The 26,124-nt window shown below is 43.7% G+C and carries 25 protein-coding genes; 13 read left to right on the top strand and 12 right to left on the bottom strand.

Annotated elements, in window-relative coordinates:
- Positions 1 to 390: 390 nt before the first annotated feature.
- The 10 genes from HOP38_RS06575 (at position 391) to HOP38_RS06530 (ending at position 11,713) form a co-directional block, all read left to right on the top strand.
- The gene (locus tag HOP38_RS06575) at positions 391 to 1,275 is read left to right on the top strand and encodes a sigma-70 family RNA polymerase sigma factor (RefSeq protein WP_038222111.1); all 885 of its coding nucleotides are present in this window, start codon (positions 391 to 393) and stop codon (positions 1,273 to 1,275) included.
- Between the two features lie 76 nt (positions 1,276 to 1,351).
- On the top strand, positions 1,352 to 2,035 hold the full coding sequence (locus tag HOP38_RS06570) for an NAD(P)H-binding protein (RefSeq protein ID WP_006070565.1): 684 nt from the start codon (positions 1,352 to 1,354) through the stop codon (positions 2,033 to 2,035).
- 157 nt (positions 2,036 to 2,192) lie between these two features.
- Positions 2,193 to 3,560, top strand: coding sequence for an L-cystine transporter (locus tag HOP38_RS06565; RefSeq protein ID WP_198557700.1), 1,368 nt, complete (start codon positions 2,193 to 2,195; stop codon positions 3,558 to 3,560).
- A 163-nt stretch (positions 3,561 to 3,723) separates the two neighbouring features.
- A complete protein-coding gene (locus HOP38_RS06560; protein ID WP_038228320.1) occupies positions 3,724 to 4,848 on the top strand; it encodes a permease in 1,125 nt (374 codons plus the stop codon).
- Positions 4,849 to 4,987: 139 nt separating this feature from the next.
- Entirely contained in the window at positions 4,988 to 7,156 is a 2,169-nt protein-coding gene (locus HOP38_RS06555) for an FUSC family protein (RefSeq protein WP_198557699.1), read from the top strand.
- 11 nt (positions 7,157 to 7,167) lie between these two features.
- Entirely contained in the window at positions 7,168 to 8,790 is a 1,623-nt protein-coding gene (locus HOP38_RS06550; RefSeq protein ID WP_198557698.1) for a TolC family protein, read from the top strand.
- Entirely contained in the window at positions 8,791 to 8,994 is a 204-nt protein-coding gene (locus HOP38_RS06545; protein ID WP_006072343.1) for a DUF1656 domain-containing protein, read from the top strand.
- A gap of 12 nt (positions 8,995 to 9,006) precedes the next feature.
- Positions 9,007 to 9,885: an HlyD family secretion protein gene (locus tag HOP38_RS06540; RefSeq protein ID WP_198557697.1), complete on the top strand. Its 879-nt coding sequence runs from the start codon at positions 9,007 to 9,009 to the stop codon at positions 9,883 to 9,885.
- Between the two features lie 12 nt (positions 9,886 to 9,897).
- The gene (locus tag HOP38_RS06535) at positions 9,898 to 10,584 is read left to right on the top strand and encodes a potassium channel family protein (protein WP_198558265.1); all 687 of its coding nucleotides are present in this window, start codon (positions 9,898 to 9,900) and stop codon (positions 10,582 to 10,584) included.
- The gene (locus HOP38_RS06530; protein ID WP_198557696.1) at positions 10,577 to 11,713 is read left to right on the top strand and encodes an AI-2E family transporter; all 1,137 of its coding nucleotides are present in this window, start codon (positions 10,577 to 10,579) and stop codon (positions 11,711 to 11,713) included. Before HOP38_RS06535 ends, HOP38_RS06530 begins: the two co-directional genes overlap by 8 nt.
- A 79-nt stretch (positions 11,714 to 11,792) precedes the next feature.
- Here HOP38_RS06530 and HOP38_RS06525 read toward each other — a convergent pair whose 3' ends face one another.
- Positions 11,793 to 12,944, bottom strand: coding sequence for an aminotransferase-like domain-containing protein (locus HOP38_RS06525; protein WP_006072337.1), 1,152 nt, complete (start codon positions 12,942 to 12,944; stop codon positions 11,793 to 11,795).
- 141 nt (positions 12,945 to 13,085) lie between these two features.
- On the opposite strand from HOP38_RS06525, the gene HOP38_RS06520 reads away from it, so the two are divergent.
- From HOP38_RS06520 to HOP38_RS06510, 3 genes are all read left to right on the top strand, one after another.
- A complete protein-coding gene (locus HOP38_RS06520; protein ID WP_423250083.1) occupies positions 13,086 to 13,991 on the top strand; it encodes an AraC family transcriptional regulator in 906 nt (301 codons plus the stop codon).
- Between the two features lie 150 nt (positions 13,992 to 14,141).
- Complete coding sequence (locus HOP38_RS06515; protein WP_006072334.1) at positions 14,142 to 14,819, top strand: SDR family oxidoreductase; 678 nt, start codon at positions 14,142 to 14,144, stop codon at positions 14,817 to 14,819.
- 103 nt (positions 14,820 to 14,922) lie between these two features.
- On the top strand, positions 14,923 to 15,693 hold the full coding sequence (locus tag HOP38_RS06510; protein ID WP_006072333.1) for a class II glutamine amidotransferase: 771 nt from the start codon (positions 14,923 to 14,925) through the stop codon (positions 15,691 to 15,693).
- Between the two features lie 202 nt (positions 15,694 to 15,895).
- Here the strand turns inward: HOP38_RS06510 and HOP38_RS06505 are convergent, their stop codons facing one another.
- The 11 genes from HOP38_RS06505 to trmY form a co-directional block, all read right to left on the bottom strand.
- Positions 15,896 to 16,711 carry a phosphodiesterase gene (locus tag HOP38_RS06505; protein WP_124941011.1) on the bottom strand — a complete coding sequence of 272 codons (816 nt, stop codon included), beginning with the start codon at positions 16,709 to 16,711 and terminating at the stop codon, positions 15,896 to 15,898.
- 4 nt (positions 16,712 to 16,715) lie between these two features.
- On the bottom strand, positions 16,716 to 17,804 hold the full coding sequence (locus HOP38_RS06500) for an ABC transporter ATP-binding protein (RefSeq protein WP_198557695.1): 1,089 nt from the start codon (positions 17,802 to 17,804) through the stop codon (positions 16,716 to 16,718).
- Between the two features lie 11 nt (positions 17,805 to 17,815).
- Positions 17,816 to 18,604, bottom strand: a complete 789-nt coding sequence (locus HOP38_RS06495; RefSeq protein WP_124941009.1) for an ABC transporter permease — start codon at positions 18,602 to 18,604, stop codon at positions 17,816 to 17,818.
- A gap of 3 nt (positions 18,605 to 18,607) precedes the next feature.
- A complete protein-coding gene (locus tag HOP38_RS06490) occupies positions 18,608 to 19,450 on the bottom strand; it encodes an ABC transporter permease (RefSeq protein ID WP_006072327.1) in 843 nt (280 codons plus the stop codon).
- A 17-nt stretch (positions 19,451 to 19,467) separates the two neighbouring features.
- The gene (locus HOP38_RS06485; RefSeq protein ID WP_198557694.1) at positions 19,468 to 20,487 is read right to left on the bottom strand and encodes an ABC transporter substrate-binding protein; all 1,020 of its coding nucleotides are present in this window, start codon (positions 20,485 to 20,487) and stop codon (positions 19,468 to 19,470) included.
- A 19-nt stretch (positions 20,488 to 20,506) separates the two neighbouring features.
- Positions 20,507 to 21,520: a substrate-binding domain-containing protein gene (locus tag HOP38_RS06480; RefSeq protein ID WP_198557693.1), complete on the bottom strand. Its 1,014-nt coding sequence runs from the start codon at positions 21,518 to 21,520 to the stop codon at positions 20,507 to 20,509.
- Between the two features lie 352 nt (positions 21,521 to 21,872).
- Positions 21,873 to 22,448, bottom strand: a complete 576-nt coding sequence (locus HOP38_RS06475) for a sugar O-acetyltransferase (RefSeq protein ID WP_031495696.1) — start codon at positions 22,446 to 22,448, stop codon at positions 21,873 to 21,875.
- Positions 22,449 to 22,515: 67 nt separating this feature from the next.
- A complete protein-coding gene (locus HOP38_RS06470; protein ID WP_198557692.1) occupies positions 22,516 to 22,968 on the bottom strand; it encodes a septal ring lytic transglycosylase RlpA family protein in 453 nt (150 codons plus the stop codon).
- 199 nt (positions 22,969 to 23,167) lie between these two features.
- Positions 23,168 to 24,127, bottom strand: a complete 960-nt coding sequence (locus HOP38_RS06465; RefSeq protein WP_198557691.1) for a hypothetical protein — start codon at positions 24,125 to 24,127, stop codon at positions 23,168 to 23,170.
- Between the two features lie 99 nt (positions 24,128 to 24,226).
- Complete coding sequence (locus HOP38_RS06460) at positions 24,227 to 25,210, bottom strand: HAD family hydrolase (protein ID WP_198557690.1); 984 nt, start codon at positions 25,208 to 25,210, stop codon at positions 24,227 to 24,229.
- 193 nt (positions 25,211 to 25,403) lie between these two features.
- A complete protein-coding gene (gene trmY, locus HOP38_RS06455) occupies positions 25,404 to 26,000 on the bottom strand; it encodes a tRNA (pseudouridine(54)-N(1))-methyltransferase TrmY (RefSeq protein WP_006072313.1) in 597 nt (198 codons plus the stop codon).
- Positions 26,001 to 26,124: the final 124 nt, after the last annotated feature.

Raw genomic sequence — 26,124 nt, 5'->3', positions numbered from 1 at the left:
AAGAATTTTCACAACGTAACGAGCATGATTTATACAACTGTAAACGCAGCCACTTCAATTTAGGTATACATTAGAAGTGTTGAGTAAAATCGTTCTGAACAACAGAAAAACCTTATGATTTATATCATATAAATCATAAGGTTAAATTGGCGGTGTAATGGCGCACATACGCAGGAACATTGATACAAATGATGCTTATTCTCAAACAGGTGGTGGCAACAAATGAAACAAAGGATAAATGTTGCCGCTATGTATCCATTTTATTAAATGAACATTGTATTCCGATTTTAAAATATAGTAATTTATGACAGAGAAACCAATTTCATAGCTGAACAATATAATCAGAAGAAGAAAGACACATTTATTACAAGCAGTTGGGAAGGGATGAATATGAGAGCAGTCAAGGAAAAGAGCAGTCATACAACTTCAGGTAAAGATGAATCCCTAAATATTGGTGCAACGTATTTCAAAGAAGTCGCAGGACACGATCTTCTTAGTGCCGAAGATGAAAGACACATTGCAAGAAAAGCGCGAGCTGGAGATACATTAGCGCGACAGCACTTAATCAACTCCAACCTTAGATTAGTGATTAGAACAGCGAAGCGCTATTCAAACAGAGGGCTTGATTTCTATGATCTAATCAATGAGGGAAACATAGGGCTCATTCAAGCGGTTGATAAGTTTGATCCAGAGTTAGGTTATCGCTTTTCAACGTATGCAGTTTGGTGGATTCAGCAAGCGATTGACCGAGCGATCATGAACCAAGGCCGAACCATTCGTGTTCCTGTCCACGTTACAAAGCAAATACGTGAATGTAGCAAAGCAGCTCATGAGCTTCGCAAAGAAGGTAATCATGAGCCTACGTCTTCAGAAATAGCAGAGCGTACAGGCCGTGCACCTGAAGAAGTAAGCAAACTGCTCAAGCTCTCTGAACAGTCCTTATCACTAGATAATGGCTGGGATGAAGAAGGCGATAAGAAAGATCACTTGCAAACCATCGATGATGACGATGTATTTGAGCTTCCAGAACAAGATATCGTGACCCAGAATCTAAATAAAGCTCTCATTGATTTGGTGGACAGTTTACCCGACAAACAACGCGTTATTCTACATCACCGTTTTGGATTACTTGACGATGATCCCAAGACATTAGAACAAGTGGGAGAAATTGTCGGCGTCACCCGAGAAAGAGTGCGTCAGATACAAAAAAGTGCCATGGAGACGCTTCGAGATAAACTTAAACGACAAAATCTAACTCGAGCAGAAATTGATTAATTTCGCTTCTATCACAGCACGTTAGCTCAACATTTACTATAGTCCCACTTACCATCGGTTAGTGGGACTTTTCTTTATGTCATCAAGTTACAATGCCATCATCGCTGGCGCATCTGGGTTAGTGGGAAGCAAACTGCTCACACTGTTAGAGCGAACCGATCACATTGAAACGGTTTACGCGCTATGTCGCTCGCCTCTAGATACACACGCATCAAAAACGATCCAACTAATGGATGGGGCGCTCAGAGTTACAAACTGGGAAGACTCCTCGCCTACCCCTACTCTTGGATTTATCTGTCTCGGTACTACCCTTAAACAAGCTGGCAGCAAAGCGGCGTTGGAAAAAGTAGATTACGACCTTGTCTGTGATGTTGCTCAAACCATGAAGATGATTGGTGTAACGCGTATTGCGGTAGTTTCAAGCTTAGGAGCCTCTCCAAGATCTCTTTCCCATTATCTCAAGTGCAAAGGGCGCGTTGAACGTCGTATCGAAGGCATGGGATTCGACCAAGTTGTCTTTGTTCGACCTGGACCACTCGCAGGTAGAGAAAAACAGATCCGATCAGATGAAGTGGCTGTTCAAAAAATATTCAGCCTCCTATCACCTCTCATGATCGGCCCACTTAGATCATACGCCCCTATCCCCGCAGAGTCTGTTGCTCAAGCGATGCTCTATAGCGTAATTGAACATCATGATGCGAATTGCGTCGCATATAATTCTGCAAATATGTTGGATATTCTTTCTAGTTATCAAAACTAGCTCGAATATATATTAAACAGCATATAACAAATTGCTCTAACTAATGACATTAATTTATTGTTAACGATTACAACAGATCGGTACTTTAGCCATCTACACTTCTAATTACCTTATGCTAAATAAGGTTTATACGTCAGATGGATAAAAGGATACTTCAATGTCAATTGCGGTTGTCGCAGCGCTAGCGATATTTTTAGGCATACTCTACTTTTTGTATGGACAGCAACAAAAGAAACACGCCCTTTCACGTCTTGTTTTATTCGGTTTGGTTTTAGGGAGTGCTTTCGGACTCGGACTACAATTACTACTAGGTGAAGGTCACGCAGCAATTTCCGAAACCCTTGAATGGGTTAACGTTGTGGGCAGAGGCTATGTCGGTCTTTTAAAAATGATCATCATGCCTTTAGTCTTAGTTTCTATGATTGCCGCGGTGGTAAAACTGGAAAAAGGCGGCTCTTTAGGCAAAATTAGTGGCCTGACTATTTCTGTACTACTTGCTACGACTGCCGTATCCGCACTTATCGGTATTGCAGTCACTCAAGCATTTGGTTTAAGTGCTGAAGGGCTCACTGAAGGTGCACGTGAAACGGCTCGTATCGCGGTACTAGAAAGTCGCGTCGACCGTGTAAGCGATCTCACAATTCCACAAATGCTGGTTAGCTTCATTCCAACCAATCCATTTGCTGACCTAACCGGTGCCCGCTCTACTTCTATTATCGCTGTAGTTATTTTTGGTGTCCTTACTGGTATAGCTGCACGAAAAGTGATGGCCGAGAAAGAAGAGCTTGAGTCACCGATCCGCACTTTTGTCGATGCAACGCAATCTGTTGTTATGCGCCTCGTAAAAATGATTATGGCATTAACGCCTTATGGCATTGCGGCTCTGATGGCGAAAGTTGTCGCGACTTCAAGTGCAGGTGACATCTTAAATCTACTTGGTTTTATCGTTGCGTCTTACTTAGCCATTTTCTTAATGTTCTTGGTTCACGGCTTCTTGGTCTCACTTGTTGGCGTAAGTCCGAAAGAATATTTCCAGAAGATTTGGCCAGTACTAACTTTTGCGTTCTCATCTCGAAGCTCTGCTGCGACCATTCCATTGAACGTAGAAGCACAGGTTACCAAACTCAACGTACCACCAGCTATTGCTAACTTATCAGCATCATTTGGGGCGACAATTGGACAAAACGGTTGTGCCGGTATCTATCCTGCAATGTTAGCCGTAATGGTTGCACCAACTGTCGGTATTGACCCAATGGACTTTAACTTCATCCTGTCGTTAGTTGCCATTATTACTATTAGCTCTTTTGGTATCGCGGGTGTCGGTGGCGGCGCAACATTTGCTGCTCTTATCGTACTGCCAGCAATGGGGTTGCCGGTCACTATCGCTGCGCTACTTATCTCCATTGAACCTTTAATCGACATGGCGCGTACCGCACTGAATGTCTCTGGCGCGATGACCGCAGGTACTATTACTAGTCGTCTGCTCAAGAAGAAACAACCTGAGCTCGAGCAAGCTAACGCATAATAACTAGCTCAAGTCATTCTAGCGAAGCGGCCTTCATGGCCGCTTTTTTTATTATTAATTTCAGTGCGTTAAAATTTATTTCGATATTTATCGAAATATTTATTGATCTCAATCCAAATAGTTCTATAATTCCAAACATATCGAATCATTAGGACTAACTAATATGAACGCTGAATTTTTAGAAATGGCTAAAGAAACTGCAAACATGTTCGCCTTTCTAGCCACTGAACTTATCATCCTTTTCTTAGCAATAAGTTACATTGTTGGGGTATTGCAGGAGTTCCTAACACCTGAAAAAATCCAATCTATTCTGAGTTCCAAAAATGGCAAAGGTTACTTTATCGCTGCCCTTCTTGGCTCAATTACACCGTTTTGCTCATGCTCAACCATCCCTTTCTTAAAAGGTTTGCTGAGAGCGAGAGCGGGGTTTGGCCCAATGATGGTTTTCTTGTTCGCTAGCCCATTACTTAACCCTGTAATCATCGGCTTGTTCGTGGTGACATTTGGTATCAAAGTCGCAGTGTTCTATTTCTCTATCGCAATGTTCGTTGCCGTCACTGCTGGCTATGTTCTAGAGAAACTTGGATTTGAACGCTACGTAAAACCTGAAGCATACCAAACCAACTCAGCAGCGAGCTCATGTGGTACATCATGTGGTGATACTGAACCTGCAAAAGTTGAAACTTCTTCTTGCGGCACATCTAGCGGCTGTGGCACTTCTGCAAAACCGGTTGTAACGCAGGCAAAAGAGTCGTCATGCTGTGCACCTGTGGCTGCGAAAACAAGCTGCTGCTCTAGCGAGGAACCAACCATTACCGACATCAACACCGATGGCAGTGCATGCTGTGGCACCACTTCAGCAGTAACAAAAGAAGATAGCCGCTGGCTACGTATTTGGAAATCGACTTGGAGCGACTTCAAACAAGTATTCCCATATCTAATGATTGGTATCTTGTTAGGTTCATTTATTTACGGGTTTATACCAACTGACCTTATAGCAGAATATGCTGGTGAAGGAGTATGGTATGCGATTCCGATTGCAGCTGTTATTGGTATTCCACTATACATTCGTGCAGAGGCCGTTATTCCGCTAAGTGCAGCTTTGGTTCAAAAAGGTATGGCTTTAGGATCTGTGATGGCACTTATCATTGGCAGTGCTGGTGCCAGCTTAACAGAGGTTATCTTGTTGAAATCTATCTTCAAGAACCAAATGATTGCCGCTTTCTTAGTCGTTATCTTAGGCATGGCAATTAGCGCGGGTTACCTCTACAGCTACCTATTTGGTTAATACAACTTAGTAAACTTCAAAGCGCTGCTCGGCAGCGCTTTTTTCTTTAATTTTCAATAGTTATCGTCAAAATTACCACGCAAAACTTCATTTAATGTCTATAGTTTCTTATGAGTTGGTATCTTCAACGTAAGGGATTATGAACGACAAGGCCAAATTCGCGACAAAGGTAGCACTCAGTCTTACCCTCGCTTACCTCATTCCATTTGCATTAGGTTGGCCTCAGGCTTCTACTGCGGCTACCACTGTTATGCTCATCGCATCAACAGGAAGCCAACGTGAATCATTAGAGAAAGGAACCTTAAGAGTACTTGGAACCATAGTTGGTGCCGTTATTGGATTGTTGCTAGTCGGTATGTTCGCCCAAGATCGACTGCTATACATGCTGAGTGTTTCTGTTGTGGCATCCTTTATCTTCTATTTTAAAAATGCCTATCTAAAAGATCCGACGTTATTCATGTTAACAGGCGTCATGACTTTAATGATGTCAAACGGAGGAGATGCAGAAGGTGCATTCTTATATGGCGTAGACCGTGCTCACATGACCGTGTTTGGTGTCATTATTTACACTTTGGTAGGCACCTATCTGTTCCCAAGCAAAACAGAACAGAATCTTCGCCTCATGACCCACGACGTCGTTTCGCTCCAAAAACAGATCCTCGAACGCCTCTCGCCACCAATCAACACAACATCTCATATAACAGATTCGGAAAAGGCGTCTGAACCATCGTCAGACGATAGTCAGTCCCCCAGTCTAAATGACTTAATTGAGAAGTTGTACGCGAGTCAAACCGCCTTAGAAACTCGCTTTTCTACCGAAAGTAAAGAATGCAGCGATGTGTCCGCTTATCTTCAAGAGTGGCAGCTCACGCTTCACTACACCAAACAGATAACCAATCTGCTGATAGCAACTTCTAGCTCGAACTTTCTGCAGGGTGAGCCTCAGAAATTTATCACCAATTACGATGAGTTTGTCGCCGATATTCAGCAATTATTCGAACAGTGTGAACACTACCTCCGAGTATCAGACGAGGGGTTAGAGTATCGTTGGCAAGAGCGCAAAGTCGCCTTAGACCTAGACTCTCTCAGTAATCATCCTCATCTCTCTAAGAGTTCTGCCATTACCTTGGGGTATGTGCTCAACCGCCTTCATACCAGTATTTCGAGGCTGAACGAAACCGTTAGCTGTATCGATTCCGTTACCAAATCAGTGTCATTTGACGAAAAGCCTCGGAAAAGTGCCGGAGCTTTCCTATGGTGGGACGCAGAAAACTTTAAGACATCGATTAAAGTCTTTGTGACCTACTGGGTAGCCGCTTTTATCTGGATCTTTTTCAATCCTCCGGGTGGGTATAGCTTCGTCATTTTCTCCACCATTTTTGTTTCTTTACTCTCTTTCCTACCCGTGCATCCTAAATTACTCGGCTTTCTATTTACGTTCGGGTTTATCTTTGCCGTTCCCGCTTACGTTTTTGTTCTTCCCACACTGGAACTTGGCATCGAACTCGCCCTTTTCCTTTTTGCGTATACCTTTATTGGCTTCTATCTATTTAAAGGCCCCATCACAATCTTCTTTATGATCGGCCTTTTTATTCTCGGTATCAACAACGTCATGAATTACCATTTTGGCATTCTCCTTACCATCATGATGTTGTTCTATCTTGTGGTTTTAATGCTTGTGTTCGCCCATTACTTCCCTTTCTCAAGTAAAGCCGAACGCCTATTCTTATTGGTAAGACAAAGACTTTTCACTCATGTTTATCAATTAGTTGTTAAGCTTCAAATGCTAAACCGCTCAACCCTGGCTAACTTTACAATTCAATTACATCTAAAAACGGCCAATGTTGCTGCTAAGAAACTTGCATTGTGGGCAAGTAAGATCGATCTCAACTACTTTGACAAGAACGATCACCAATCACTGACTGCCTACACAAAGCAGTGTCGTAATTTAATAAATCATTTAAATACACTCGTCATCGCACAAACTCATCTGAAAAATAACCCATTGATTACTAAGCTTAGAAACGAGTACACGGACGAAAGCTTACTAACGTTAATCCGTACTCATAACCGTGATCAAAGAGAGCGTGTACAAACGCTTGAAGACGTGCAATGCGAATACGCTAAAACAGAGGCTATTCTCGATGTGTTTTTTCAGCAGTTAGATCCTGAGCAGTACGCTCAAAAAGACATTGCAGAGTTCTATATCTTCCTCAGCTTAAAACGAAGTGTTTTTGAGTCTCTGATAAAAGTGGAAGAAGCGGTTCAGAATGTCGACCTCAATAATCTCAAAATGCATCGATTTTAGGAAAGGTAGTAATGATCTCTCATCTCACAAAGTCCTGTTTTATCGCGTTAGCCACGTTGTCTATGACAGCGTGTACTACGCTTGGTCCAGATTTTACACCGAGTCAAGAAACCCAACTTCCGTCATCGTGGAACGATTCAGACACACAAGCTAGCATGGACTCAACCGTAAAATGGTGGGAACAGTTTAACGACCCGACTTTGAACAAACTGGTTGATATTGCCTCTCAACAGAATTTAGATGTGGAAGCCGCCGGTTTTAGAATCTTGCAAGCGCGTTCAGTTCTGGGTATCGCCGATGGATTGCAATATCCTCAGCTACAATCCATATCTGGCAACCTAGCCAAAGCTTACGCCAATGAAAGTTCATTCAACAATGCAACCTTGAGCTTTGATGCGGGTTGGGAAATGGATGTTTGGGGAAAATATGCACGCGGAATAGAATCAGCCCAAGCGGGTTATTACGCCTCCATCGCTTCCTACAACGATATTTTGGTGACCATCACCTCTGAAGTGGCAAGAAACTATATTAATTACCGAACATTCCAAGAACGCATACTGCTTTCACAGCGCAATATCGAGATTCAAGAGCGAGTAGTCAACATTACGCGAGTGCAGTTTGAGTCAGGCAATGTCACCGAACTCGACGTTCAACAGGCGCGCAATCAACTATTCACCACCAAAGCTGCCCTACCGGGGCTAACTGTAGCGATGTTGCAAGCCAAAAATGCGTTGGCGGTCCTGCTGGGCACATTGCCTGAAGAAATAGAGCCCATTCTTAAGTCAGACATGGAGCAGAAACTGGTTCAATTTGAGCAGCGTTTTAAAGCTTCCGGATCAAAAAGCGCTATTTCGGAAAAGGGAGATGGCTCTATCGTTCCAGAAACCCCAGTATTAGCCAATCTTGTTGACGCTAGTTTGGTTATGCGCAGACCAGACTTACAAGTCGCAGAGCTTCAAGCTCATGCCCAAAGCGCTCAAATCGGTGTCGCTGAAACGGCGTTGTACCCGAGCTTCTCCCTCTTTGGATCCATAGGCATTAACAGCTCTGTACCTTCAGGCAGTAGTTTCAGCTTCAACGATTCGCTGACTTTGGTGGCCGGACCCGCAATGAGCTGGAACATTTTTCAATATGGGCGAGTGAAGAACAATATCCGTTTTGAAGACGCGAAATTCCAAGAAACCCTGACCAATTACAACAAAAAAGTACTGCAAGCGGTTCAAGAGGTGACGAATGCAATGGAAGCCTACGATTTGTATCGAGAACAAAAATCCCTGCGCTTAGAGTCAGTAAACGCCTCAGTTCGCGCGTTTAATATCTCGCTCACCCAGTATGAGAACGGACAAATCTCATTTGAGCGTTTATTGAACTCCGTCGAAAAAATGACTCGAAGCGAAGACAGTTACGCTCAAATTAAAGGAAACGTCGCTAACCAAGTTGTCGCCTTGTACAAGTCACTAGGTGGCGGTTGGCAAATTAACTCAGGAAAAGCGTTTGTGTCTCCAGAGCATGTCGAACAGATGAACAAGCGCACCGATTGGAGTGACCAATTACAGCAAGAAAATGTTGCTCTACCTTCATTAACGCTACGCACAGGTGCCAAACCACCAGCAACGGACAAGGAGGATAAATAGATGCCACATGAAATGTCGTGGGGAGATATTTACTTTTCTCCATTGGTGTTAGTCCTGATTCTCGCACTCATTGCGACTTGGATAACCGTCGTCATGCTAAACAAAGTGAAGCTATCAAGATTCATCGCCTTCCCTTCGCTCACGTTCTTAGCAATCCTAGTGTTGTATGTCATTGCTATCGACCATTTCTATTTAAGGTTTTAGGAGCTCGTCACTATGAAAAAATCTCTCATTATCATCCTAAACCTGATTATCCTTGGTGGCGCTGGGTGGTTTGGGTATCAGAAATACCAAGACTACTTCAACAACCCTTGGACACGCGATGGACAAGTTAGAGCGAATATCATCAAGGTTGCCCCAAGAGTCTCAGGTCCCATTGTCAACGTGACTATTGTTGACAACCAACAAGTCAAACGAGGCGACTTGTTATTTGAAATCGACCCTGAAACCTATCAAGTTACCCTCTCCCAAGCCGAAGTGGCTTTGCAACGCGCCATCATCAGCTCAAAGGGAAAGAAAATCGAGTACGACCGTTTGCTCGACATTCGTAAAAAAGACAAAGGAGCAGTCTCTCATAAGGACCTCATTCGACGCGAAATTGCCTATCAAGAGTCACTGCTGCAAATCAAAGCCTCAGAGGAACAATTAAAGTCCGCTCGCCTCAATCTTAGCTATACGCGCGTTGTTGCCTCGGTGGATGGCTATGTCTCCAACCTTGATATCAAAGAAGGAACACAGGCCGTCGCTAACCAACCTCTTGTCGCCCTGATTGATGAAAACAGTTTCTGGGTATTTGGCTTCTTTAGAGAAAACCAACTACCAAGAATACACCCTGGTAGCCAAGCAAGAGTGACTTTGATGTCACATCCAGATGAACCTATTCATGCCACTGTCGATTCTATCGGCTGGGGTATCGCGCCCAAAGATGGCACAGTTGGCTATAACCTTTTGCCCAACGTCAATCCTGTTTTCCAATGGATTCGCCTCGCCCAGAGAATCCCAGTTCGAGTGTCGTTACATGAACTCCCTGAAGGAGTGCATCTGCGTTTTGGATTATCAGCGTCAATTATGGTGATGGAACAAAGTGAAGACTAGGGAGAAACGATGATGGAAATGGGGAATCGGTTAAGAAAAATCAATGAAGACAATAATTTCTTCTATCTTACTGTGGCGTTAATCGCGTTACTTATCAGCTCAGCATTGGCCGAAATCGTTGGGCAAGGTGTAATAGATCATGTTCTTCAACTGTTTATCATCGTCACTTTCATTGTTTGCTTGGCCAGTCTGCGATTCGATAAAGGATGGACGCGATTTTTGATAACGCTGGTATGCCTATGGATCTTAGCGACGTTGGCAAAAATTGTTTTCGAGATCCGTGAAATGGACTTCGTTATGCTCGCTCTCACCTTCTCATTCTTCTTTGGCACCTTTAAGTCGACTGCTAAACAGGTGCTCTTCCACGGCAAGGTCAACACCAACAAAGTCATTGGTTCAGTAGCATTATTTTTACTACTCGGCTTAATGTGGGCTATCGTTTACTTAATTATTATCGAATATTCCCCACAAGCCTTTACGGGGCTCGAAGCCATTACGTGGGGAGAGAATTTCTCTAACGCAGCGTATTTCAGCTTCGTTACTTTAACAACGTTAGGTTATGGCGACATCAGTCCAATTACTCCGCTAGCACAAGTTGTCGTGTATTTGGAAGCCATTGTCGGAGTGTTCTATATGGCAATAGTCGTATCAAGTTTGGTAAGTGCAAATATTGAAAACAGGGAAAACAACAATGGATAGACAGACTGAACAGCGTCAAAGCAAGCTCTTTGTCAATAATATGGTCGAATCGGCCATTCGAATTGGTTTATTGGTGATATTGCTGATCTTCACCTACGATATCATTAAACCTTTTATCATTCCTGTCCTCTGGGGCTCAATCATAGCCGTCGCCTTGTTGCCGCTGACCAAAAAGTTAGAGCGCTCATTAGGTGGCAAACGGGGATTAGCCGCTACTCTGGTCTCCTTAATCGGTATTTCTTTGTTGGTGATCCCTTTCGTCATGGTTTCTGGTTCAATTTACGAGGGCGTCGCTCATACCACTGAAGTAATACAAAGTGGCGAGATAAAAATCCCGGGGCCCACCTCTAAGGTCGCCGACATCCCTGTCATTGGTGACAAGCTGTATAGCATTTGGAACCTGTTCGCCACTAACATGGAAAAAGCTATACAGCAGTTTTTGCCTGAGATTAAAGGCTTTCTCGGTACTGTCGCCTCCATATTAGGCGGTGCATTAACAAGCTTGATTATGTTCATCATTTCCCTCGCAATTGCCGGTGGATTTATGGCACATGCAGAGAAAATTTCAGGAGCATTAGAAACCGTCGCAGTAAGAGCTGTTGGGAAAAAAGCTGAACAGTGGGCTAACTTGATGGCAGCAACTATTCGCAGTGTATTATTAGGTGTTGTTGGTGTGGCGTTTATTCAAGCGGCAATCATCGGTGCTGCGATGTTTGTGTTTAAAGTTCCGGCTGCTGGTTTGCTGACACTCGCAACATTGATCCTTTGTATCGCTCAGTTACCTGCTCTACTTATCGTTGCACCGGTAATTTTCTACGTTTATTCCACAGGAGACGGAACTAGTACGACACTGTTTACTATTTGGGCATTAGCGGGTGGATTATCTGATAACATTCTCAAGCCTATGTTGATGGGGCGTGGCGTTGATGTCCCGATGCCTATTATCTTAATCGGTGCCATCGGTGGGATGTTGTTCGCTGGAATTATTGGTCTGTTCCTCGGCGCTATTATTCTCGCCATTTGGTATGAATTGTTCTTATTCTGGATTAATTACGAAGAGCAGACCGAGTTGTCAGAAGACGACGTTGAGGCAACATCAGAAAGTAATACGAAAGCCGAAAACAGCTAATACAATGGACAACGGATAAAAAACAGCCGATAAAGTCACTAAGCTTTATCGGCTGCGTTATTTAAGAGGCTGCGGAACGTTACTGGTGTTCGCTTAGGACATTTGCGAGCACATCCACTGCTTTTACAAGCTCTTCAGGCGTTGAGTTAGTGAAGTTCAAGCGAAGTGCCGAAGGCTGCCCGTTTGCCTCTGGATAAAATACAGGGCTAGGAACCACGGCAACACCTTTTGACAACAGTGCCTTAGCTAATTCAAACGTATCGCACGAAGGAATCCCAACCCAAATAAACATACCGCCATCAACAGAGTTCAACGTACAACTCTCAGGTAACTTAGCTTCTAATGCTTCAAATAGCGTTTGATAACGCGCCTTATAAATCCCTTTTACTGTATCTAGGTGGGCGTCAAAGTCATCATGTTTTAGCAAGCCCAGTAGCGCAGCTTGCATTGGAATGCTGGAGTGCAGATCAGCACCTTGTTTGATCTTAATAATCGGCTCAATATAGCTCTTCTTGCCAGTGACCACACCAATGCGAAGGCCTGGAGAAGCAATTTTAGAGAACGAACGGAATACAATGGAGTGGTCTGGACAAAAGGTCGAGACCATTGGCAACGCCTCTCCGGTAAATCGGAGTTCGCGGTACGGAGCATCTTCAATAAATGCCACATTGTATTGAATGCAAAGCTCCGCGACTTTTTGACGCGTTTCCAGTGTCCAACAAACACCTGTCGGATTGTGGAAATCTGGCACTGCATAAAACATTTTTGGCGAGTTGATTTTAAAGCACGCTTCAAGTTGTTCTAAGTTAGGGCCGGAAGCCACTTGTGACACCGTCACGATATTCGCGCCGACCAAGCCGAACACTTGCATAGCCCCCAGATAACTAGGCGCTTCCATTACGACCGTATCACCCGGATTAATGTAAGCTCTTGCCACCAAATCCAGACCTTGCTGAGATCCTGTACAAACAACCGCACTGTGATTGCTTGGTAGTTGGTAATAGTCCGATAGGAAATCGAGTAACGGCGTATACCCTGCCGTGGTTCCGTACTGGAATACCTCTGGCTTATCACATAACCCTTCAAACGTGGAGCGCATTAGCTCGATGGGGAATGTATCCGGATCTGGCAATCCTCCAGCCAGTGAAATGACGCTTGGATCGCTGGCTGCACTCAGAATTTCACGAATATAAGACGAAGGGACATTTTGAAGAGAGCGAGCGATTTCCATATATTTCCTTACCAATACAACTAATAGCGGGGCATTATTTTAGATTAAGAACAATTAATGATGTGTATAGAGAGATTTAAACTACCCCGCCATAACGAAAAATCAGCTTACACGCTATTGCAAGCTTCATGTTGTCCATTTATGCTTATAAACATGTCCATTTATGCGATTTTGATTGTGAATACCCGTCATCTAACTCGAATCAACGACGTCCTGTTCTATATCCACAGTGATATAAGTAAAGAGCTTTCCGGAAAAGAGCTCGCTGCTATTGGGGCCTATTCCGAACAGCATTTCCATCGAGTATTTAAGGAAGTCGTTGGTGAATCACTGCATCAATATATCCGCCGCACAAGAATGGAATACGCCGCAAATCAATTAATGTTCGATACCAAATCTAGTATTCAGCAGATAGCAAATAAGAGTGGTTTTAGCTCAATATCATCATTTTCGCGTGCGTTCAAAGACGTGTTCAGACTCTCACCCGGTCAGTGGCGAAAACACGACCCTCAAGTGTCACACAAGCCTTATTTAGCGGACCCTGACGTTGCTGCAGGTTATGCCCGAGCTGTGGATCGTCCTATTCCCGCCCCCAAAATTATCGACGCGCCGCCGCGTCGCGTCGCATATATCCGTCACATTGGTTACAACCGCTCTATAGGTAAGCCATGGCAAATGCTCAAAGCATGGGCAAGCGCTGAAAAACGAGATTTTTCGGTACAGTTTGGATTACATCATTCGAACCCCGCTTGGGTTGAACTAGATAAGTGTCGCTATGTCGCATGCCTAGAAATTGATGCTCCGATCAAACTTCGAGGTACCGTAAACCAAATGACCATTCCGGGTGGTTTACACGCCGTCTTCCGTCTTCAAGGTGTTTACGGTGAGTTGCTTCCGCAAATAAGTCGAATCCAAGAGAAATGGTTACCGCAGTCTGGCTTCAAAGCCAGTGCAACCCCAGCTTACGTACATTATCATCGCAATCATTTCTTGGCGCCTGACGAAGTTTTTGAACTGGATTTTTATCTGCCTATCAGTTTTTATTGACCAGTTGCCTCTCCCTTTGCATTTGTTTTGTAACAAAGCACAAACGTGTGCCCTGTTTTCATTAATTGGTACGGTAATTTACTCGTGTCCACGGTAAGCTTGTGCCACTATCCAACCTACTCAACGTCTTATCAATTTGGAGCTCTGGCGATGAAAACAATCTTGGTAACTGGTGCAACAAGTGGTATCGGCTATGAACTAGCAAAAGAACTTAGCCATAAAGGCCACCAAGTAGTAGCAACGGGCCGTAATCCTGAAAAACTGGCACAGTTAGAGCAAGAAGCGAACTGTCATACCATCGCTGCCGACTTAACCGACCCCAACCAGACTGTCGAACTATTCCAAAAGACGCTCGATAAACTAGGTAAGTTGGACGTTCTAATTAATAACGCGGGTATGAACTCGCGCAAATGCGCTATTGAAGAGTTCACCTTAGAAGAGTTTGACCAACAGTATGCCGTCAACCTTCGTGCACCTGCGTTGTTGTGTAGAGAAGCCTTAAAGGTCATGAAACCGGCTAAATCAGGACAAATTATTAATGTGGTAAGCACAGTTGCTAAACGCTCTAATGAAACCATGAGTGTCTACACGGCGATGAAACAGGGCTTTGCGGGCTTTAGTGCAATCTTGATGAAAGAAGCTCAGCCTCATGGAATAAAAGTGACTTCTTTGTTCCCTGGCGGCGCAGACACCAGCTTTAGAGAAGCAGACCGCCCTGAGTATATGCACCCAGCAAGCGTTGCATCCACCATTTCTCTATTACTTGAACTGCCTAGTGATGTCGTCATGCATGAGATGACGTTTAGACCGCCGGTTGAAATTGAGTAGACATCTCCTTTGTAACAGTTGGTATGGGTGCTTGTTGAACGCCACAAAAGTGGTTAATTTAGGAACAGTACCCATTTCAAACACTACACAGAGGGAGCGATGAATGTGTCGTTGGCTAGCTTATCAGGGAACCGCAACTTATCTAGATGAACTAATTTATGTACCTGAACACTCACTGATTAACCAGAGTTTAGAGGCAAGAAAAGGTGCCACTCGAATAAACGCTGACGGTTTTGGGTTAGGTTGGTACACGCAACGTGATATCCCCGGTCAATTCCACGAAGTCATGCCTGCCTGGAGTGACGATAATCTTCGTTCTCTGACGCATCACATTCGCTCCCATCGATTTATGGCACATGTTCGCTCTTCAACGGGAACGAGCGTATCACGCTCTAACTGCCATCCTTTCGTAGTCGACAATTGGATGTTCATGCATAACGGACAAATCGATGAATTTGAAAAGCTGCGCTTCCAACTAGAACGTCTGCTGCCTGAATCGCTTTATCACTATCGAAAAGGAACGACCGACAGTGAGCTTATCTTCTTATTGATGATGAAAAATGGCCTGTCGAGCAATGTAAACAACGCCATTATTGAAACCATCAAAGATATCGAAAATGCCAAATCAGAAAGAGAGGTAGCCCTGCCATTTAAAGCCTCTATTTGCCTCTCCGACGGCGAACAGTTTTGGGTCGTACGATATAGTAGTGACCAAGAACCACCAACTGTTTTTATTAAAGCAGAAGGAGAAAATGTCAGTGTTGCGTCCGAACCTCTCGAAAAAAGCAAAGAATGGAAACTACTCAAACCACAAACAATTACCCATATACATGGTTTGAGCCTTACGACGACGCAAATACGTCTCGATATATAACGGCTGAGTTCTATCCTGAAGCTCTCGGCCTATAAACTCTGTTGAATGACACTAAAGTTGTTGAACTATTAGAGTGGTACTCGCAAGCATACGAGAAACGTACGCGTCAAAATACGAGTAATTAATAAAGCACAACATACTCGCGTAACAAGTTTAAAAGGGTCCATACCTAGCATGGACCTTTTCTGGGTTGCTTCAATCGCTAATCGATCAATCTACCCTGTTCATCGAAAAATGGATGAGGACCATCACTGTCTTCAATGTAGCTAATATGGGACACCACCGAATCATTCTCAAATTTGAGCAGTTGAATGGCTCTTGGCTCTAATGAAAAAGATGACGGTGCGTTAGGATCGAGGTCAAGCGTCACCGAATGGCTGTGTGACGGTCCAACCCAAACAGGAATTGAACGCCAAGTCGCGGTGATAGGACGGTGTAAGTGGCCAGCGCAAAGTCCGCGTACGTTATCAAACTGACTTAACACTTCATATAAGCTGTCTGCATTTGTCAGGTTTTGCACATCCATATGCCCTAATCCGACATGCATTGGCGGATGGTGTAGAAAAATAAGCACAGACTTATTAGATAAACGGGCTAACTGACTTTGCAACCACTCAAGTGTTTGTGAAGATAAAAAGCCATAAGGTTTGCCAATGACAGACGAGTCTAAACCCAATAAAACTTGTTCATCCTGCTCAACGACAAAGTTGCAAAACTCTGGGTGGTCAAAATCGACTAACTGTTGCAGTCCCACTCGCAAATTATCACGGTGATCGTGGTTACCCGGAACGACCCGAAGTGGTATTTGCAGTTTCTCTAGTTCTTGCCTGATGATTTGGTATTCCTGTTCCGTACCAAAGTCACCAAGATCACCGGTAATAACGACATAATCTGGTCTGGGGTTAAGGTGGTTGATATGTTGTACAGCATTCTGTAGGCATCGCAACGTATCCACCTTGCGATACGCGGGTTTGCCATCTTGTTTGATATGCAAATCGGTAAGTTGGGCAATTAACATAACTTTACTTCTTCAAAGGAATTAAACGACTAGATTCAAAGGACACAGTCACAACTTGACCCGCCTGATATTCAGTGCGCTCAAAACAGTCAACCATGAGTTGAGACTCCTTTTGTACTCCAGACAAAGTGACACGGGTTCTGTCCCCTAAAAACACCGTACTCACTACGACACCGGTTAAAGCATCACAATCATCGCTAATGTCCTTCAAGATAATATCTTCTGGTCTTAGCATGACGCTCAATGAGTCATTTTTAGCAGAGATATTCGTGTCTATATGCTCTGGCAGTTTTAGGTACTTACCGGTGTCCAACAGCAACTTCCCTGCTTCTACCGCTCCTTCAAATCGATTCATTTGCCCGATAAAATCAGCTACAAAGCTGTTACTTGGCTGCAGATAGATATCCTTTGCTGAACCAATCTGGGCAATTTCACCATGGTCGAGAACGGCAATTCTGTCGCCCATCGCCATAGCTTCTTCTTGGTCATGAGTTACATACACTGCAGTGATGCCTAATTCTTTTAACAACGAGCGAATATCACTTCTCAAACGTTGTTTTAGCAAAGCATCCAAAGCTGAAAGCGGCTCATCAAGCAGCAACACATCTGGTTCGGTTATTATGGCGCGAGCTAACGCCACACGTTGACGTTGGCCACCAGATAATTGATGGACGCCTCTTTGGGCATACTTTTCTAGGTCGAACATAGTCAGCATCTGCTTAAGCTTTTGAGCTCGTACCGAAGGATCCACGCCACGAACTTTCAGGCCATAAGTGATATTTTCGCTAACGTTCATATTGGGAAACAGCGCATATGATTGGAACACCATCCCGACTTTTCTTTGCTCAATAGGTAGCGCGGTAACCTCTTGATCACCAAAAGTTATTTGCCCGCCATTTTCATCAGCAAACTCCAATCCAGCAATAAGACGCAAGGTTGTCGTTTTCCCGCAACCAGAAGGGCCCAGTAATACTAAAATCTCTCCCGCTTCTATTTTTAGGTCAGTCGGTTTTAGTGCCAAGGTTCCATCTGGGAAAGTCTTAGTAATATTTTTCAGCGTGATTTCTACGCCAGTCATTGTTTGTTCTAACATTGAGTTCAATCTTAATTGCTTGTAACCGGTTTTCTGTTCAGCATCTGAGCCAGAACCAGCAACGGTAAAATGAGACAAAGGAAAATTAAGGTATAAGCAGAGCTAATCTCTAAACGCATGGAGGCGTACGAGTCAGCCAAACCAACAGGCAAGGTTTTGGTTAATGGCGTGTGAAGCATCCAAGTCAGGTTAAACTCGCCAATAGAGAGAGTGAGGGTCATCAACATACCCGCAACAATACCTGCCCTGCAGTTAGGGACAATGACATCAAAGAAACGCTGCCAAAAGCTTGCTCCCAAACTCGCCGCTCCCTCTTCCAACACATTGAAATTAATACTTTGCAGTACCGCCAACACTGACTTAACCATAAACGGCAAAGTGAAGATAACGTGACCCACTAAGATAAACGTCCAGTTAGAACGGAAATCACTAAAGTCACCGTAAGCGAGGATTAAACCAAGCGAAATTGCCATACCGGGAATGGCAATCGGCAAGGTTAAGATCTCATCAAACAACGATGCCCAACGGCTTTTGCTTTTCGCCAGCACATAAGCACAAGGTACGCCCACCAACACATTAATAATGGTGGTCGCGATAGCAATTTGTAGTGTTAGCCAAATCGTGTCTGAATAGAGTGCCCATACTTGTTCAACCCAACGAAGGGTCAATCCACTTTTCACACCAACAAAATAGTTGTTCGTTAGTCCAGCAACAATCGACATAAAAACAGGAACAATTAGAAATGCACAGACCAATAAAGTGAACCCAAGCTGGATATAAAAGTACTTATCTTTCTTCATTGATTAGCCTCCCATTGCCATAGACGAATTACCCTGACGCTTCGCTAACATCAAACACAACCAAGTCACTAGACCAAGGATTAAGCTCAAAGCAGCCGCCATAGCGAAGTTAGCATTGAGCGTGAACTCTGTGTAAATCGTCATTGGTAACACGTTAATGTTGGTTGCCAGAGTGAAGGCCGTACCAAACGCGCCCATTGAGGTAGCGAAACAGATCGAACCCGATGAGATTAATCCTGGTTTTAACGCAGGTAGCGTTACGTCTTTGAAAATTTGCCAACGATTTGCGCCTAATGAACGCCCCGCTTCAAGTAGGTTTTGATCGAGTTTTTCTGCGGCACCCATGACCGTGAGTACCACTCGAGGTATTGAGAAGTACAAGTAACCCAAAAACAATCCCGCGATTGAGTAAGCAAACATCCAACGTTCCCCAGTAAGCAATAACCCTGCTTGGGCAAACAGACCTTGACGTCCTGCAAGCATAATGACGAAAAAACCAATCACCACCCCGGGAAATGCAAGCGGAAAGCTCAACATAGCAACCAGCAACTGCTTCCCCTTAAACTCATAACGCGTCAAAAACAGCCCACTGATCGTAGCCACCGCTAAACTAACAACTGTGACTAGGACAGAAAGCGTTACGGTTGAAAAAAGACTCTTTAAGTACAAAGGTCGGGTTAGAATTTGTATGTAGCTCTGCGCACCGCCATCAACTAACGAGACCTGCAACAGTTGCACCACTGGTAACAAGAAAAATGCGCAGCTCACTATTACAGCAGGCAGAATAAGCAAAATAGATAGATGATTCTTTTTCATAAAAACAATGGCGGAAATCTTGTCCGCCATCCATGGTCCGGTGAGGTTTAGTTGACTTCTCTTAGATACAGGTCAGCGAATGCGGCTTGGTTTTCAGACATCTTTGCAAAGTTAACTGAACCAACGCGCTGATATTCAGAGTCAGGTAGGAACTTCCTCTTCGCATCCTCATCCATCACCCCATCAATAACTGGTCGTAAATACGCCTTTGCCCAAACTTGTTGGCCTTTTTCGGATAACACAAAATCCAAGATTTTTTTTGCGTTGTCAGGGTGTGGCGAGTCTTTCACCATGCTCATTACATAAGGAACAGCAATAGAGCCTTCCTTCGGAATGACAAATTCCACATTAGAGAAGTCGTTATATTTGGCACGATACGCATTAAAGTCATAATCCAATAAGATTGGAATCTCACCCGAAATTACACGTGCATACGAGGTTTGTTTTGGGACAATCGGGCGATTTTTCGCAAGTTTGCGGAAGTACTCAATAGCAGGTGTGAAGTCATTGATATCGCCACCCATTGCCTCATTTACCGCTACCGCACTTGCGTAGCCCACAAACGCACTGGTTGGGTCAAGATAACCGACCATGCCACGATATTCTGGTTTAAGAAGATCTTCCCAACTCTGTGGGACCGGCGCTCCATCTAAAGCATCAACGTTAACGAAGAAGCCAATGGTTCCCGAATGAATTGCGAACCAATTACCGTTTGGATCTTTCATCCCCTCTGGAATTTGGTTCCAATTCTTCGGTTTGTATGGTTCTACCACCCCTTGGTTAGTCGCGTTGATGCCAAATGACACGCCATAATAAACAACGTCTGCTACTGGATTGTTTTTCTCCGCAACTAACTGAGACAAAGACTGACCGGAATTTTTGTTGTCCATCGGAACTCGAATTCCAAGTTCTTTATTTATCAGCTGTAATTGCCCTCCCCAGTTCGCCCACTCTGGAGGGCAGTTATAGCAAATTGCGCTAGATGCCTGCGCTTGAAATGAAGCGCAAGCCAAACCAAATAGCATTCCCGCTAGTTTTTTTGTTTTAGAGCCTAGTGTAAAAGTCATTATATTCTCCAATATGTGACTATTCGTTGTTTTGTAAGTGCGGCACCACGTCAAGTGAGCCATTCATTTGCAATTGATAATCCAGAGCAAGTTGAGTCGATACGCTCGCTCCTGCTTTGGCGTTAAATAAAATATCTACAGCGACTTGCCCCATTTTTAGATGTGGTACCGCAACCGTTGCGAGAGTCGGGGTGATAAGCTGAGCTAAACTCATGCCGTCAAAACCGATAATTGAGATGTCCGAAGGTACATGTAGACCGTTGGCTTTCACGGCATTTATCGCCTTCAATGCCAGCAAATCGTTACTACAAAACCACACTGTAGGCGCCTGTTCTCTCTGGATAACACTCATCTCTTGGTCACCAAATGGATCAAGCTTGTTTTGGTCTACTTCTAGTAGCTCAGTTAATTCCAATCCATTGTCATTAAGACCTTTTTTAAACCCTTTATAGCGCTGCTCAGCACGATCAGATGAGACAAATCGCCCCGTTAACATGCCAACTCTTTGGTGTCCTAATTCCACGACTCGCTGAGCTACATCAATACCGGCTTGATAGTTATCAACAAAAACGCAAGGTTCTTGCTCACCTGAACGGTTGTGCAATAAACAGTAGGGAAACTTAAAGTCTCTCAGAAGCTTCAATGCTTCATTTTCAGAGGTATCTGCGATCGTCAAAATGACACCTTCGACACGCTGCCTTATCAGGTCGATAACCGCTTGCTGCTCTTGGCCACTGCCATATTGAGTGTCAACAACCACAACCGAGTACCCAAAGTGCCTCGCTCTTTGCTGGATGCCGGTAACTACCTCTGAAAACACAGGGTTAATTAAACTTGGAATCACCACTCCGATAGTAGGATTTCTATTGAATTCAATTTGGTCATGTCGTTGCTCAACACTGTATCCAGTGAGAGTAATGACCTTCTCAATTCTCTTGCTCGTGGCATGCGCTACAGATTGAGGCTGATTTAGATAACGAGAGATAGTTGCAGGTGACACTCCTGCAAGTTCTGCTACATCTTTGATATTCATCGCCTCTCCTCCGTTGTTGAACGCAAGATTAAAGAGGACACATTACAGTTTTATTAAGGAAAAAATGAAGAAGCGTCAATTTAGCCGCCATATCGATGCATTTTTGCGACATATATCGACAACATAATTCATGAAACACTTTCATTTCATTGAATTTAACGGAAGCAAATTAAATTGTAGGGTAATGTGAAATAACGATTAGTGTCACAGAAACTGGGGGAAATATGAGTGGTCGCCGAAAGGATCACGATAATTAAGCTGAAATGCAGCGAAAGAGATTAAGCGCTCTGGCTCATTTCTCATACTAAATGCTAATCGCCATCCTTTCGGAAGAATTTACTGAGTTGTGTGGCTATTGGCCTTTGTAAGTGTTATCGCTCTCATTGAGATTCTTAATCAACCTAGCGGGTGTTCCACCATATAACGAGTCGGGCGGTACGTCACTGTTCACAACGGAATTAGCGGCAATCACGGAACGCGCTCCAATGGTAACACCTTGATTGATCACCACATTACCTCCAATCCATACATCGTCTTCCACCGTAATCGGTCCACAGATCGTTTCCCAGTTGCGACGCTTGAGGTAGTTTAAGTCGTGGCTAGCGCAATAGAACTGCGTATTTGGCCCTATCAACACGTTGTTACCAATCATGATTTTGGCACCATCTAGCATGGTGACATTCATATTAATAAAGGTCTTTTCACCAATCGAAATCGTCTTACCAAACTCACAATAGAATGGAGAACGTACAATACTGGAATCTGCAATATTCCCCATTAACTGTTGAAACAGCTCACCACGTTGAATGTCATCAGTATTTTTATTTATTGCCTGTAACAGAAGGGAGGCGTTTTCGCGGATTTGGTTAATGCTTTCGGCGCCGCCATCGAACTCTTCACCAGCAAGCATTTTTTCGAACTCAGTCATGTTGTCTCTCAACTCGGATCTTTTTTGCTGCTGAATTGTATCACCAACGCGTCATTCGGGCAGTGGATTAGTGCTTATACCTAAAAGTATTACTGTCATTGATAATCTCAATTTTTACCGGTGCTATCCCTTTACTAATGTCGCCAATTTGTTCAAATGACTTGCGAGATAAGTCAATAATTCGACCTTTTACAAACGGGCCTCTATCGTTGATTTTGACGTCCACTGTTTTACCATTAGCGGTATTTGTCACTCTCACGATCGTTCCAAAAGGTAACGTTTTATGAGCTGCGGTATAAGCCCTCATGTTATAGCGCTCACCACTCGCAGTGCGTCGTCCGTGGTATTTATTCCCATACCAAGACGCTTGACCTACAAGTTCATGGGATTTTGCATAACTTCGAGTTTTGGAATTATCAATTGAAGCGGTTGAAGAGCAACCAGCTAGAAAAGAGAACATTAATGCAACAAAGATGAAATTGATCTTCTTGATATTATTTGGAAATTGAAATTTATTCATGTCGTGTTTATCTATTCTTGAACTGTTGACGCTTTAGCAATAAAGCTCATAAAAACAATCGAATGGGACAAAAGCCAACATTCGATATCAATGGCCGATTTTTCCACGACCTCGATGCTACTCGGTCATGCTCAAGAAAGATTTTAGACATGAAAATACCAAAGTTCACTGCCTTTGAGATCCGTGCCAAATTACATCGTTATTTTGACTTCATAAACGTATCATAAGGCTTTTCACCAAACAGCTTTTGGTACCGCTCAGAATATCGACTCCATCCATCAACCCCTGATAATACCGTAGCTTCTAATACTGAAGAGCACTTCCCTTGAATCAAAATATTTCGAAATTTAAATAGATTAACGAGCAAATAGAATCGCTTGGGTGCAATGAACAAATACTCTTTGAAAAAGAGGTTGATGCTTTTGGTGCTAATATCTAATTCATTAGCTATCTGCTTCAGCGACATCACTCGCGTCGTTTTCTGTTCCATCATGTTCACTATTTTTGTCATCAGATGCTTTCTAGGCCTGCGACTTGGTCCATGCAGCGATTGGGGGCGCAGTGGAGGGAGTTCATCCAAAAGAACGGTGATCAAATCAAGGACAGCTTTCGTCCCACCATGCCCTTGTTTCTCAGTCGGCTGTTCAAAGACAAACTTACCTACCGCCTTAAACTTGTCTAAGTTCCTTTTCGAAACAGTAACTGGGACAAGGGAATCACTGAAACTTTTCAATTTTCTAGAGGGCTCAGCTATTTCACTCAAGATAACCGTGGTGTTCTGGGGAATAAATAATGCAAAGGGAACTTCAGAACGACTTGAGACTATCGCAACTTGGTCAGTGTTAATCCAACTACCATTAAAACACACGGACTGACTTTCCATTGTGGTGATCATCAGAGTAATTTCTGGTGAATGTAATCGAGTTTGCAAAGCACACTCAGGCTTAAACAGAGCGGAGTAAAGTATCAGTGCATGAGGAGTTGTGAATGCTGTATAACGAATCGTTGGACGATCAATTTGTAAAAATCCATACTGACGCTCGGTAACATGATTTGGTTCATTGGGAAAATCAAACAGGACCTTGCAGTTTGCTATCGCAGTTATCTCACTAGATAACTGCTCGAAAGTGAGTATTTTTTTACTATTAGTGACTGCCATTCAGCCCTCTTACCTTCACTTATACCCTAAAAGGCTAGCAACCACCGCAATGCTTTCTAGTGACCCCAAACGCATTGCGGGTTCCAAATCACTGCGCTATCAATTGGGGTAAATCACTTTCCAGTCATTCTTCATATCTGCGATAGTCCAACCTTCTTTCTTGGCTTCGTCTAGTCCCTTATCTAGGCGGCCAACCGAAGAATTACGATCATACTTCCACTCTCGCCCTTCATCAGTATGATGCACATAAAGGCCGAAGGTGACACCTTCTTGTTGGGTCGTCCACTGCATCATCTGCAAATCACCGTCAGAATTACCAAAAGCCGCAATAGGTTGGCGACCTAGTCTCTTGTGAATACCAATGACCTTACCCGCTTTGTCATTAATATGAGCGACGTTTGCCAAGCGTTGGATTTCAATGCCATTACTAGTGTAAGCGAACTCTGTCTCTATTTCGCTGCCAATAACGTACTCCGGAGAAATACCATACACTTCCTCTGTCCAAGGACGCATAAAGTCTGCTCCTCCACCAGAAACTATGTAGGTTTTGAAATCATTATCACGAAGAAAGTCGAGCACTTCCAACATCGGTTGATAAATCATCTCCGTTAGAGGCCTTTTAGTGATTGGGTGTTTAGCGTTCTTCACCCAAGCTTGCACCATTTCCTCAAATTCCACAGAGTTCATACCGGCATGCGTTGCCATAACCATTTTCAGCAATCCTTCCTCACCATGAGACAGGGCTGCTTTTATGTCGCCTTTCAAAACAGACGCAAACGGCTCTTCGGTTTTCCACTCAGGGTGCTTCGGAGCAAGCTCTTTAATACGGTCCAAGGTAAAGAATAATTGAAAATACATCGGCTTCTCGGCCCATAACGTACCATCGTTATCAAATACTGCGATACGCTCTTCGGCTGGGACGTAATTGTCAGAGCCTTTTGTGGTGACGGTTTCAACAAATTCAACAATAGCAGATTTAGTAGCGCCATCGTTCCAAGAAGGTAAAGGATCAGGATGCTGCGCGGCAAAAACGGGAGTAGATAGAACAGCTAAGCAGACAAGGCTTTTGAAATGCATTTTCATATTTTGCTCTCAGTAATGTAAGTGTATTCATTAACGTTTGGCATCAGTAAGATGACTAACCTGAACTGAGAGAATTATGCATTGCACGATCTAAAAATAATCTGCAAAAACGGAAAAGTTAAAAAAACGCTATGCCTAAAAGACATAGCGTTCAATACACTATCGAATGGTGATTTCCTATCGCCCTTCAATGTTACTCATTTAAATCCAATTCATTATGAATCAGAGTTACGCATTGAGAAGCAAACAACATCTTAGGACCAAGGCTGATTTTCTCAGTACCTAGACGCTTTAAACTATTAAAACTCTTCTTCGGCATTGGAATATGGTCGGTAAGAAGAAAACAGGAATTACCGACAAACTGTTGTTCTCGAATGAAGGTGCCTTTCTTATCCATCATGTAGAGCTGATAATCTTCAGCCAGTTCTTGAACCAGCTTTTCGAAACTGATGGTTCGTACAGTAATACCCGCTTCAACTTCACGCTCTTGCTCTTTACCCATACCTTGGGATACGTCTAATGCTCTGGCAACTTTATCGAGTAGCACTTTCTCATGAAAGCCACCAACGTTACTGATGTCGTTTGAGCTAAAGCGTATAGTGCGAGAGTAATCTTTAGTACTTTCTAGGACGAGGTAAACCACCACATCTTCACGATGAGACTGCGCAACAAAGATCGTGTTCATCAGCGTGTGAGCTAAAATTTCGGTATGAGCCTCCTGACCAACGGAAGCGAGAAGTTGCTGGCTTTCGGTAGGGGCGGAACGAGCTCGAAGTACAAAGGCGCGCATAGATGTAAAATCCTACTTAATGAATATAACGAATAACTTAACCAAGATGCTCTATCGCCAATAAGGCAATAGTCACTGTGGGTCGCCATTATCACAGTTTTGCTTGATGAAGTAACGGCAATAA

Source organism: Vibrio mediterranei (genome assembly GCF_013364395.1).
Taxonomy (GTDB): Bacteria; Pseudomonadota; Gammaproteobacteria; order Enterobacterales; family Vibrionaceae; genus Vibrio; species Vibrio mediterranei.
This window is presented reverse-complemented; position numbering and strand designations above follow the sequence as displayed.

Coding starts and splice junctions, on each gene's coding strand:
- HOP38_RS06575 (WP_038222111.1), top strand. CDS start 391: ATGAGAGCAGTCAAGGAAAAGAGCAGTCATACAACTTCAGGTAAAGAT.
- HOP38_RS06570 (WP_006070565.1), top strand. CDS start 1,352: ATGTCATCAAGTTACAATGCCATCATCGCTGGCGCATCTGGGTTAGTG.
- HOP38_RS06565 (WP_198557700.1), top strand. CDS start 2,193: ATGTCAATTGCGGTTGTCGCAGCGCTAGCGATATTTTTAGGCATACTC.
- HOP38_RS06560 (WP_038228320.1), top strand. CDS start 3,724: ATGAACGCTGAATTTTTAGAAATGGCTAAAGAAACTGCAAACATGTTC.
- HOP38_RS06555 (WP_198557699.1), top strand. CDS start 4,988: ATGAACGACAAGGCCAAATTCGCGACAAAGGTAGCACTCAGTCTTACC.
- HOP38_RS06550 (WP_198557698.1), top strand. CDS start 7,168: ATGATCTCTCATCTCACAAAGTCCTGTTTTATCGCGTTAGCCACGTTG.
- HOP38_RS06545 (WP_006072343.1), top strand. CDS start 8,791: ATGCCACATGAAATGTCGTGGGGAGATATTTACTTTTCTCCATTGGTG.
- HOP38_RS06540 (WP_198557697.1), top strand. CDS start 9,007: ATGAAAAAATCTCTCATTATCATCCTAAACCTGATTATCCTTGGTGGC.
- HOP38_RS06535 (WP_198558265.1), top strand. CDS start 9,898: ATGGAAATGGGGAATCGGTTAAGAAAAATCAATGAAGACAATAATTTC.
- HOP38_RS06530 (WP_198557696.1), top strand. CDS start 10,577: ATGGATAGACAGACTGAACAGCGTCAAAGCAAGCTCTTTGTCAATAAT.
- HOP38_RS06525 (WP_006072337.1), bottom strand. CDS start 12,944: ATGGAAATCGCTCGCTCTCTTCAAAATGTCCCTTCGTCTTATATTCGT.
- HOP38_RS06520 (WP_423250083.1), top strand. CDS start 13,086: ATGCTTATAAACATGTCCATTTATGCGATTTTGATTGTGAATACCCGT.
- HOP38_RS06515 (WP_006072334.1), top strand. CDS start 14,142: ATGAAAACAATCTTGGTAACTGGTGCAACAAGTGGTATCGGCTATGAA.
- HOP38_RS06510 (WP_006072333.1), top strand. CDS start 14,923: ATGTGTCGTTGGCTAGCTTATCAGGGAACCGCAACTTATCTAGATGAA.
- HOP38_RS06505 (WP_124941011.1), bottom strand. CDS start 16,711: ATGTTAATTGCCCAACTTACCGATTTGCATATCAAACAAGATGGCAAA.
- HOP38_RS06500 (WP_198557695.1), bottom strand. CDS start 17,804: ATGTTAGAACAAACAATGACTGGCGTAGAAATCACGCTGAAAAATATT.
- HOP38_RS06495 (WP_124941009.1), bottom strand. CDS start 18,604: ATGAAGAAAGATAAGTACTTTTATATCCAGCTTGGGTTCACTTTATTG.
- HOP38_RS06490 (WP_006072327.1), bottom strand. CDS start 19,450: ATGGCGGACAAGATTTCCGCCATTGTTTTTATGAAAAAGAATCATCTA.
- HOP38_RS06485 (WP_198557694.1), bottom strand. CDS start 20,487: ATGACTTTTACACTAGGCTCTAAAACAAAAAAACTAGCGGGAATGCTA.
- HOP38_RS06480 (WP_198557693.1), bottom strand. CDS start 21,520: ATGAATATCAAAGATGTAGCAGAACTTGCAGGAGTGTCACCTGCAACT.
- HOP38_RS06475 (WP_031495696.1), bottom strand. CDS start 22,448: ATGACTGAGTTCGAAAAAATGCTTGCTGGTGAAGAGTTCGATGGCGGC.
- HOP38_RS06470 (WP_198557692.1), bottom strand. CDS start 22,968: ATGAATAAATTTCAATTTCCAAATAATATCAAGAAGATCAATTTCATC.
- HOP38_RS06465 (WP_198557691.1), bottom strand. CDS start 24,127: ATGGCAGTCACTAATAGTAAAAAAATACTCACTTTCGAGCAGTTATCT.
- HOP38_RS06460 (WP_198557690.1), bottom strand. CDS start 25,210: ATGAAAATGCATTTCAAAAGCCTTGTCTGCTTAGCTGTTCTATCTACT.
- trmY (WP_006072313.1), bottom strand. CDS start 26,000: ATGCGCGCCTTTGTACTTCGAGCTCGTTCCGCCCCTACCGAAAGCCAG.